Here is a 10487-nt window from a genome sequence, read left to right as displayed (position 1 = left end):
ACACACATACCCCTGCGGGCGAATCCCATCCGCCGGACAGCTCTTGCCAACTCCGTCGCACACCTCCACAACGTCACAGCCACCCGTGGCCGCTCGGCACACCGTACCCGCGCTGGCCACATCGTCCGCCGGGCAACTCACACTCGTGCCCGTGCAGTTCTCGGCCACATCGCACACCCCACTGGCCGCCCGGCACGTGTACGTGCTCGGCCGCAACACGTCCGCTGGACAGTCGTTGCTCACGCCATCGCAGCTCTCGGCGATGTCGCAATCTCCCGCTGCTGGCCGGCACACGGCCGTACTTTTCTGGTCGATCGGACAGCCGGCCGCGGTGCCGGTGCAGTACTCGGCCGGGTCGCAAACGCCCTGCGACGAACGGCACACGGTACTCGCGTTTAGGAACTGATTCGGCGGGCAATCGTTGTCTACACCGTTGCAAAATTCCGCTACGTCGCAAACCCCCGCAGAGGCGCGGCACAGAGCAGTCGACTTTGCGTCGAACGGACAAGTTGGGCTGGCTCCATCGCAAAATTCAACAACATCACACGCCCCTTGGGATGGCCTGCACACCGTCGTTGCCGGTGCAACGGCGTCGGGCGGGCAAGTTGGGTTGACGCCATCGCAGTAGTCGGTCACGTCGCAAATGCCTACGGAGGGGCGACACACCGTTGTGGTCGGTGCAATTGGGTGCTGGCAGAGGTTGCTTGTTCCGTTGCAAACGTCGAAGGTGCAAGGGAACCCATCGTCGGTGCAGGCGGTGCCGTTGGCCTTCTTGGCATCGGTCGGACAAGTAGCAGCTGTTCCCGTGCAAGTTTCGGTGAGGTCGCACTCCCCAGCCGCAGTGCGGCACACTAGACCGCTCGCGCGGAAGCGGCACTGGCCGGTGCAACAGGTGCTGGACTGCCCGTTTTGGTTCGCCAAGTCACACTGTTCTTGCGTCTCGATGATTCCGTTTCCGCACACGGGCAGGGGAGCGATGGAGAATCCCATGTTGGGGCGGTCGTCGTCGAGAATTTTCCCATTAGCCGTAAGCGGCAATGCTTGGGCGGACGCACCCCCAGCACCTTGGAATCCGATCGTCGCGCTTTGCCCGTTCGCCGAAGGATTCAACGAGCGATACTTCACGTTGATGACGTTCGATCGTTCGTGGATCTGGATTTGGTACGAAACGCCGTAGCTTCCTGTGAAGGTCTGCAATTGTGCGTCGATGATAAACGTACGACCCCCGGGGCTCCCGACCGTGCCGTAGCGGATGTTCGTTCCCGTTGTCACCATGTCGTCCCAGTACGCAGCTAGGAATGGGTTTGTGTGGGAACTCGTCGGGAGCGGCACGTTGGCGAAATCAGAACTACCCGCTGTATTACCACCGAACTCCACCCAGCCGTTGGTCGAAATGGTTAGCGTGTTGTAATTCACCCCATTGAGCACCACCGAGAAAGGCAGGCTCACATCGGCCGTGGCATCGTCTCCGCTCAAAGTGGCGAAGCCCGAGATGTCGTCCGGACTATGAGCCATCCCCGCGTGCAAGGACATGGCGCCCAAGGCTTTGGGGTGAACCGACCACCCCTCCTCGTTGATCGCGTTGTCGTCGAGAATCTTGCCGTTACACGTCAGGCTGTACGCAACTGCCGACGAGCCGCCGGCCCCTTGAAAACCGATCGTCGCCGCCTGTCCGTTGGCTGTGTACTCGGCCGTCCAGTACCTGACGGAAATCAGGCTAGACAACTCGTGGATTTGCACCTGCACGTACACGTCGTTGTTGCTGCCCCCGGGAGCCGTTTCCATTTGGAAATCCACGATGAACGTGCGATTGGGTGCGCTTCCCACCGTCCCGTAGCGGATCGCACCCCCGACCGTTTGCATATCGTCCCAGTACACCGCGAGAAATGGATTGGTGTGCTTCCCCGTTGGCAAGCACTCGTTGGCGGCATCGGCCGACCCCGAGGTGTTGCTGCCGAACTCGATCCAACCGTTGGTGGAGATCACGAGGCTGTTGTACGTCGCACCCTCGATTGTGACCGAAAAAGGGAGTGTCACACTGGCTGTGGACTCGCCACCGCTGAGCGTCGTGAATCCTGTGATGTCGTCGGGGCTGTGCGCGTTGAGTGCGGCAAGGGTGACCAAACCAGCACGGCCCACGTCGGCCGACCAGCTCTCGTTCGGCCGATTGTCGTCGAGGATTTTGCCGTTGCACGTCAGGGGGTGCGCCGTCGCGCCAGAACCTCCGGCCCCTTGGAAACCAATCGTTGCGCCCTGTCCGTTAGCTAGGTAACCGGACTCCCGGTACTGCACCGTAATTAAGTTCGAGCCCTCATGGAGTTGGATCTGGAAGCGAATGTCGTCGTTGGCGTTGTTCTCCACGGCTGGGTCCACATCGACCTCGTAATCGATGAGGAATGTTCGGTTCGGACTTTGTCCCACGGTCCCGTAGCGGATGTTGGTCCCGAAGGTCTGCAAATCATCCCAATACGCCGCCAGCAAAGGATTGGTATGCTTGGAGGTCGGCAGGCAGGCATTGCTCGGGTCAGAGTTTGCTGTGCCGCAGCCGCTGGTGCATGTGTTGCCGCCGAATTCGATCCAACCATTTGTGGAAATGGCGATCGTGGAGTACGACACCCCTTCAATTACGAAATTGAAGGGCAAGGTGACGTTGGCTACCGCGTCGTTGCCACTCAACGTGAGAAGCCCTGGGATGTTGGTGGTGTTCATGTCATTCGGGCTGTGCGCCACCCTCGCACCGATGGAATAGTCGGCGCGCACGCCTGCCGTCGGAAACAGAAGAGCGACGAGGCCAAGGACCACAATGGCCCAAACTTCGTGTCCTTGGAGGCTCAACGGATTTCGCTTCCGATTCACGGATTGCTTTGACATCAAGCACCTCCCTGTCTTGCGTGTTCCCTCTCCCGCTCAGGGCCACGGCCAAGAATGCCCTCGGCATACCACAGGTTCGCTCCTCTTTGTCAACACCAGACGTAGAGGCTTGGCGTGGTGGCGCGGAGCGAAAATCTCAGGAGTCAGGCGGCGGCAATGCTGGTCACTCCCATACCGCGAGTGGCAAATGGATCGGCGAGCAGCGAGTGGCGAGTAGCGAGTGGCGAGTGGTGAGAAACCGCGAATGGCGAATAGCGAATGGGGAACACGTCGATTGGGGATGGTGTCGTGACCGCAGTCCCGCGCGTGGCCATCTTGGCACGCGGCAGCAATACCATCGTAGGGGCAGCCCTTGTGGCTGCCCTCGTTGCCCGCCACCACACCGCGACGAAATCGTTCCAGCGAAACGCAGGCCGTAGGGGCGACGCATGCGTCGCCCGTGGTGGCCCAGCGCGGCAGCATGCCAGTGGTGCGGCGGCGGTCCCTCACCCTCTCTCCCTTTCCCCCACCGGGCGAGAGGGAGATTCTCTTGCTGCGCTGTACATGCTGCCCCCCACGTGCATTCGCAGCAAGACGAGCAGACCCCCTCGCTGGCAGGGGGAGAGCGGGCGGCGTGAGCCGCGGGTGAGGGGACTTGCTTTCGGTGCACAGCGGAAGTTTTAAGTGCAGCGATGCCAGTATTAGCGGAAACTGAATCTTGGCTGACGACCTTGCAGGCTGCGGGCGCAGCGCTCGGGCATTTGTGGGAAAGCGAGGGTGCCTTGCATTTTGGCGACTGGAAGCGCGAATGGGCAACCGTGCGCGAGTACGCTGGGGTGTTCGAGGCGAGTTTCCGCAAGCTCTGGGTGCTCGCTGGTGCAGACCGTGTGTCCTTCCTGCAAGGCATGATTACGGCGGATGTGCGGTCGCTTGCGCCGGGCCGCGGCACGTATGCAGCGGCGGTAACCGTGCAAGGGCGGGTGGTCAGCGACCTGCGCGTGTACGCGCTCGAAGAGGAGATCTGGCTCGACGCGCCGACGAGGCGCGCGGACCGATTGCGCGAACATTTGGCACACTACATCGTTGCCGACGACGTGGAGTTCCGCGAGCCCGAGTGGGTCCCTTTGCTAGCAGTGGAGGGCCGAAGTGTCGACACCGTCCTCGCTAGCCTGCCCGGATTTCCGTTGGAGCTCGCGCGCTCCTTGCCCTTGCACGGGAATGTGGAAGTCGTTCTGAACAAACATCGCCTGCGCGTTGCCGCGGTCACGCATACGGGTGAGCGCGGCTACCTGTTTATTGGCCCCCCGAATGCCTTTCCGTTGCTTTGGGCCCAACTGGTGCACGCTGGTGCGCGCCCTGTGGGGCGGCTCGCACTCGACGTTTTGCGGCTCGAGGCAGGGATCCCATTGGCCGGAGACGACATGGATGAGTCGTCCCTGATTGCCGAAGCCGATCTCGAGACGGCGATTGCTTACGGCAAGGGCTGCTACCTGGGGCAAGAGGTGGTAGAGAGGATTGCTGCGCGTGGCCAAGTGCAACGCAAGCGCGTCGGTTTCGTTTGCCGCGGGAGCGCGTTGCCGGAGCGTGGGGCGAAAGTGTGGCATGGCGGCCATGAGGTCGGTGCGGTGACGAGCGCCGGTTGGTCGCCTGCACTTGAGCGCGGAATCGGCTTCGCCTACGTGCGCCGCGAATGCTGGGACCCTGGGACCACTTTGGACAGTCGCTGGCCGCAGGGGCGAGTCGAGGTCGAGGTCGTCGCGATGCCATTCCTTGAGCTGCCGGTCAAGCTGTGATTTGGTCGCGTGACTTCGGACGACTGGGCAAGGAGGTTGTTTTATGCCGACGTTGTTGGGCAAACGCTACGTGTGCAATCAGTGCGGCACGGAAATCCTCTGCACCAAACCGGGCCCTGGCACGATTGAGTGTTGCGGGGCGGAAGTGCAAGTGAAGGAAGCGAAGCCAGTTCCTTCGAGCGACTGAGGCCGCGATGGCCGGGCAAAGGCCGCACACACGCAGAGCGGCCCCGCCGGTTCTGTACGAAAAGCAAGGGCCTGTCGCGGTGGTGCGCCTTAACCGTCCCGAGGTGCACAACGCCTACAACATGGCAATGCGCGACAGCCTGTATGCGGCGCTGACGGCGCTGCGCGATGATCCCGAGGTGCGCGTGGGGGTTCTGCTCGGGAACGGTCCTTCGTTTTGCTCGGGTGGCGACGTGCACGAATTCGGCACGGCAGCGAGCCCGACGGCCGCGCGCGCAGCTCGCTGGCGGCGCGATGTGGCCGGTTTGCTGGCAACCTTGCCGAAACCAATGGTGGTCGGCGTTCATGGGTACGCGGTGGGGGGCGGGCTCGAGTTCGCTCTCCTTTGCGATCTCTGCGTGCTGAGCGAGGATGCTCGGCTGCGTTACCCGGAAACTGGCTTGGGCACCATTCCGGGCGTGGGCGGGACGCAAACCACGCCGCGCTTGGCGGGTCCGGGCCGCGCCCTCGAAGTGTTGTGGAGCGCGCGTTGGATCCGACCGCATGAAGCGATGGCGTGGGGGCTCGCCGTTCGAGTGGTACCGCGAGAGCGGCTGGAAAGCACGGTTTTAAGAATCGCGAAGCGACTGGCAGCGCTCGCCCCGGAGCTGCTCTCTGCGAGTAAACGTGCCGTCGGGGAAGGACTCGATCTGAGTCTCGAATCAGCCTTGCGCCTCGAAAACCGCTTGGCCAATCGCGTCGTCGCCGTCTTGCGCAGGCAAAATAGAGGGAGGTCAAGGTGAATACAGCAAATTTCTTGGGCATTCCGGCGGGCTTGTTTCCGGAGCAGGAAGCGGTGCGCTTTCAAGGCCGCGCTTGGTCGTACGGGGAGCTCTGGGAGGAAGCGCGCCGATTGGCGAGCGGGTTGCGAGGAGTCGGGGTGCAGCCCGGACAATGCGTTGCCGTGCTGGACACGAACTCCGATCGGTACGTGACCGCGTATTATGCCACGGCCGCTGTAGGCGGAGTGTTTCTCCCGCTCAACTACCGCGCCAAACCGCCGGAGCTCGAGTTCATGATTGCTAGTGCGGGCGTGCGCGTGTTGTTCGTGGGGGACCGTTACGTGCCCACGCTGCAGGAACTGCTCGCTCGCCTGCCTGAGCGCCCGCTCGTGGTTGCTGTCGGTACCGACAATACCGTGGGAAGGCGCTACGAAGAGCTGCTCGCAGATCCGCCCCTGGAGGAAGCGGTGGAGGTCGACGACGAAGAGACCGCCATTCTGATGTACACCAGCGGCACGACGGCGCAGCCCAAAGCTGTGCTCCTGACCCACGGCGACTTCAGCCAATATGTGACGAGCAACGTCGAGCTTGCGGACGGCACGCCGCGCGGCACTGCGCTGGTGTGCGTGCCGCTCTATCACATCGCGGGCGCAACCAACATCATGACGAACGTTTGGACCGGCCGGCGCATGGTGTTGCTGCCGCAATTCGAGGCCGGCGCTTGGCTCGAAACCGTAGAGCGCGAGCGTGTGACTCACGCGTTCGTGGTCCCGACAATGCTCAAGCAAATCCTCGATCATCCGGACTTCCCTCACCGCGACCTATCGAGCCTGGAAGTGCTCTCGTACGGAGGTGCGCCGATGCCCTTCCCGGTGATCCGGCGAGCCATCGAGGTGTTTCCCCGCTCGCTGGGCTTCGTCAATGCCTTTGGCCAAACGGAGACCACTTCGACGCTGACCGTGCTGGGCCCGGAAGACCACCGGTTGACGGGCTCACCCGAGCAAGACGAGATCAAACTCCGCCGCTTGCGTTCGATCGGCCGCCCGCTGCCCGACGTGGAGCTCATCGTTGTCGATGAAGAAGGCCGAGAGCTACCGCGCGGTGAGGTGGGGGAAATTTGGGTGCGCACGCCGCGAGTGATGAAGGGATACCGTACGGCAAGCGGCGTGGAGTCGCCCCTGCAACGCGACGGTTGGTTGCCAACGCGCGACATGGGCTGGATTGACGAAGACGGGTACGTGTTCCTCGCCGGTCGCAAGGACGACATGATCATTCGCGGCGGGGAGAACATCGCGCCGGCGGAAGTCGAAAGCACGTTGTTCTCCCACCCCGCGGTTGAGGACGTCGCCGTGATTGGTGTGCCCGACGTCGAGTGGGGGCAGCGGGTCGCCGCCTTTGTCGTGCGGCGCCCGGGCAGTGAGGCGACCGCCGAAGAGCTCATCGAGTTTTGCCGGCAGCGGCTCGCCAGTTTTAAGAAGCCTGACTTTGTGTACTTCGTGTCCGAACTCCCGAAGAATCCGTTGGGCAAGGTATTGCGCCGGGATTTGCGCGAACGTTGGGAGCGAGGAGAGTTCGTGCACAGCGGTGACTAACGGGTGCCCTCGGCTGTGAACACCACGAACAACGAGGCGACAACACCGCAATGACGCAAAGACGCTCGGCTTCCAGCGGCGTGCGTTTGCAGCGGCGGGGTGCGGTGGCTGTACTTTCTTTTCTCGCACCTTCCAGCGACGGCTGGTTGGATGCCACTACGGATAGCCAGCTTTCCCTTGCGATCGAGGAGGTGAGCTTCGACGATGCGGTCCGCGTGCTGTTGCTGCGGTCACAAGCGAGGGAATTTTGCCTCGGGCTTACGGAAACAACGGAGCCAAGACGGCTGTGCGCCATCACCGCGCTCGCCAGTGTTTCCTGCCCGGTGATTGCCGTGATTCAGGGTGGCGCGGTTGCAGAAGGGTGTGAACTTGCCCTCGCCTGCGACCTACGTTTTGCCTCCGCGCGGGCGTATTTTGCATTGCCGCAGCTCCGCGATGGTCGCTTCCCGTGCAATGGTGCAACGCAGAGGCTGCCGCGCTTGATCGGGCGGATGCGCGCGCTCGAGCTCTTGTGGACTGGCCGGCGGTTATCCGCTCGCCAAGCGCTGCAGTGGGGCTTGGTGAACGCTGTGCACCCGGACGCCCGCCTGTTTGCTGCCGCCGAAGATTTCGCCCGCGAACTGGCCGAGCGCGCGCCCCTCGGCTTGCGTTACATCAAGGAGGCGGTAGGCCAAGGACTCGATGGCACCTTGGAGCAAGGCCTAAGGCTCGAGGAAGACTTGTATGTGCTGTTGCAAACCACCGAGGATTGGCGTGCGGGCATCGAGGCGTTTCGGCTAAAAAAGCGCCCGCGGTTTCGTGGGCGGTGAACTGTAGGCGATGCCCATGTGAGGAGGACGGGAATGGCGAATCAAATTGGCAAGATTTACCAGTGTCCAAAGTGTAAAGCGCAGGTTGTGGTCACCAAAGGCGGTTCCGGAACACTCAAATGCTGCGGGGTCGAGATGGAGATCAAAAAATGACCCGCGCGTGCCCCGCGCCACGGGGGCGGAAAGGAGCAAGCCGTGCTGAGCGATGGCGAACTGCGAGCCCACCTTCGGCGAATCGAGGAAGACGGCTACACGATCCTCGAACGCGTGATCGAGCCGGAGTTGGTCGACGCCCTGGTGGAGGACCTCTACCGAATCGAGCGCGAGTACAACATCAAACCGGCGAAGAACTTGTTCGAGGGCACGCGCACGGTGCGGATTTACAACCTGCTCGTGCACGGCAAGCTGTACGAGCGCATCCCAGTGCATGAAAATGTTCTGCCACTGGTCGAGCGGGTACTGGCCCCGGGTTGCCTCGTCTCGTCGCTTTCCTCCATTGCCATTTGCCCAGGCGAGCGCGCCCAGCCCATTCACTCCGATGATCAATTGATTCCCATTGCCCGGCCGCATCCTCCGGTGGTGTGCAACACCATGTGGGCCCTCACCGATTTCACCGAAGAAAACGGGGCGACGCGTTTGGTGCCGGGTTCCCACAAGTTCGATAGCCACCCCGTAATTGGGGAACAGTACGACACAATTGCCGCGGAGATGCCGAAGGGAAGCGTGTTGGTGTGGCACGGCAGCTTGTGGCACGGCGGCGGCGCGAATCGGACGAGCGAGCGCCGCATTGGCATTGCCATGAATTATTGCGCTGGCTTCATCCGCCAGCAGGAGAACCAGCAGCTCGGAATTCCGCGGGAGATCGCCCGCGGCTTTAGCCGCCGTCTCCGGGAGTTGGTTGGCTACAGCGTGTACAACGGACTCATCGGTCACATCGACAAGCGCAGCCCGATGTTCCTCCTCGACGAGGAGCAAGGGGGTGTGCGCTTGGTGTGGGATGCGCGGTGAGGAAAGGCAGGATTTGTGGCCACGCACCGAGTGGACTTGTGTGTGATTGGCAGCGGACCCGGCGGTGAGGGGGCTGCGATGCGCGCTGCCAAAGCTGGGAAACGCGTTGCCGTGGTGGAACGCTACCGTGCCGTGGGCGGAAGCTGCACACACTGGAGCACGATCCCGAGCAAAGCATTGCGCTACGCAGTACGGCAGTGGATCGAGTACAGCTCGAGCCCGCTCTGGCGTGACCTCGGCTTCAAGCCGCCAAGGGTGACCTTCCCGCAACTGCTGCGCTCGGCGCAGGAGGTGATCCAAAAGCAAGTGGCCCTGCGCGAGTCGTTTTACGAGCGCAATCATGTGCAGCTTGTGCGCGGGCGGGCGCGCTTTGTCGATGCCCACACCGTCGAAGTCGAAGACGAGCGTGGAGCGCGCGAGCGGGTGGTTGCCGATGCGTTTGTCATTGCCGTGGGCTCGCGTCCTTATCGTCCGCCCGATGTGGACTTCTCCCACCCGCGTATTTTCGACGCGCAGACGATCCTCGGCTTGGAGGAAATGCCGCAGTCGGTCACCATTTACGGAGCCGGAGTGGTCGGCTGCGAATACGCATCGATCTTCCGCAACCTCGGCGCGAAGCTCAACTTGGTGAACACGCGCGGAAAATTGCTCGAATTTCTCGATGACGAAATCATCGACGCACTCGCCTATCACTTGCGCGACCAGGGCGCGCTGATTCGCCACAACGAAGAGTACGAACGCGTGGAAGGGCGGGATGACGGTGTGGTGTTGCACCTCAAGTCGGGGAAGAAGCTGAAGACCGATATCTTGTTGTGGGCCAACGGTCGCACCGGCAACACCGACGGGCTCGGGCTGGAAGCGTTGGGTATTCAGGTGGACTCTCGCGGCAACATTCCGGTGAACGAAAACTATCAAACCGCTGTGCCTCACGTGTATGCGGTGGGCGACGTAGTTGGCTTTCCCGCGCTGGCCAGCGCTGCGTACGATCAGGGTCGGTTTGCCGTCGCGCACTGGCTGTACGGGCGCTGCGAGCACCTGATCGAGTTCATTCCCACTGGCATTTACACGATTCCAGAGATCAGCTCGGTGGGAAAAACCGAGCGGGAACTGACGGCTGCCAAGGTGCCGTACGAGGTCGGTCACGCGTTTTTCAAAAGCCTCGCGCGCGCTCAGATTACCGGGCACACCGTGGGCATGCTGAAACTTTTATTTCACCGCGAAACGCTGGAGATTCTCGGCATTCACTGTTTTGGCGACCAGGCTGCCGAGATTGTCCACATCGGCCAAGCGATTATTTCGCAGAAGGGCAGCGCCAATTCGCTACGCTACTTCGTGAACACCACATTTAACTATCCGACGATGGCCGAAGCTTACCGGGTGGCTGCCCTGAACGGGCTGAACCGCGTGTTCGATGCGCCCGACGTGCGGCCTTAGCGAAAGCGAGGGATTTGTGCGGAGCTGCGCACAGGGCCGCTCGGTCTTGGAGCG

Annotated in this window: 10 protein-coding genes; 8 read left to right on the top strand and 2 right to left on the bottom strand. The window is 62.2% G+C overall.

Going from position 1 to position 10487, the window contains the following annotated elements:
• Both N3C12_14295 and N3C12_14290 read right to left on the bottom strand, forming a co-directional pair.
• Positions 1-2871: hypothetical protein (locus N3C12_14295; protein MCX8073597.1), on the bottom strand; the 2871-nt coding region annotated here is incomplete at its 3' end.
• Between the two features lie 143 nt (positions 2872-3014).
• Positions 3015-3209: a hypothetical protein gene (locus N3C12_14290; protein MCX8073596.1), complete on the bottom strand. Its 195-nt coding sequence runs from the start codon at positions 3207-3209 to the stop codon at positions 3015-3017.
• Positions 3210-3542: 333 nt separating this feature from the next.
• Here N3C12_14290 and N3C12_14285 point away from each other — a divergent pair, with 333 nt between their 5' ends.
• From N3C12_14285 to sthA, 8 genes are read left to right on the top strand one after another with little or no spacing between them, the layout of a single operon-like run.
• On the top strand, positions 3543-4643 hold the full coding sequence (locus tag N3C12_14285) for a hypothetical protein (protein ID MCX8073595.1): 1101 nt from the start codon (positions 3543-3545) through the stop codon (positions 4641-4643).
• Between the two features lie 43 nt (positions 4644-4686).
• A complete protein-coding gene (locus tag N3C12_14280; GenBank protein MCX8073594.1) occupies positions 4687-4830 on the top strand; it encodes a hypothetical protein in 144 nt (47 codons plus the stop codon).
• Positions 4831-4837: 7 nt separating this feature from the next.
• Positions 4838-5611, top strand: coding sequence for an enoyl-CoA hydratase/isomerase family protein (locus N3C12_14275; protein MCX8073593.1), 774 nt, complete (start codon positions 4838-4840; stop codon positions 5609-5611).
• Complete coding sequence (locus N3C12_14270) at positions 5608-7182, top strand: long-chain-fatty-acid--CoA ligase (protein MCX8073592.1); 1575 nt, start codon at positions 5608-5610, stop codon at positions 7180-7182. Before N3C12_14275 ends, N3C12_14270 begins: the two co-directional genes overlap by 4 nt.
• A 50-nt stretch (positions 7183-7232) precedes the next feature.
• The gene (locus tag N3C12_14265; GenBank protein ID MCX8073591.1) at positions 7233-7991 is read left to right on the top strand and encodes an enoyl-CoA hydratase-related protein; all 759 of its coding nucleotides are present in this window, start codon (positions 7233-7235) and stop codon (positions 7989-7991) included.
• Positions 7992-8024: 33 nt separating this feature from the next.
• Entirely contained in the window at positions 8025-8144 is a 120-nt protein-coding gene (locus N3C12_14260) for a desulfoferrodoxin (GenBank protein MCX8073590.1), read from the top strand.
• 42 nt (positions 8145-8186) lie between these two features.
• Positions 8187-8999, top strand: a complete 813-nt coding sequence (locus N3C12_14255) for a phytanoyl-CoA dioxygenase family protein (GenBank protein ID MCX8073589.1) — start codon at positions 8187-8189, stop codon at positions 8997-8999.
• Positions 9000-9014: 15 nt separating this feature from the next.
• The gene (gene sthA / locus N3C12_14250; GenBank protein MCX8073588.1) at positions 9015-10433 is read left to right on the top strand and encodes a Si-specific NAD(P)(+) transhydrogenase; all 1419 of its coding nucleotides are present in this window, start codon (positions 9015-9017) and stop codon (positions 10431-10433) included.
• Positions 10434-10487: the final 54 nt, after the last annotated feature.

The organism is Candidatus Binatia bacterium (assembly GCA_026415395.1).
Taxonomy (GTDB): domain Bacteria; phylum Desulfobacterota; class Binatia; order HRBIN30; family HRBIN30; genus HRBIN30.
Note: the sequence above shows the minus strand (reverse complement) of the source record. Positions and strands in the feature narration are given on the sequence as shown.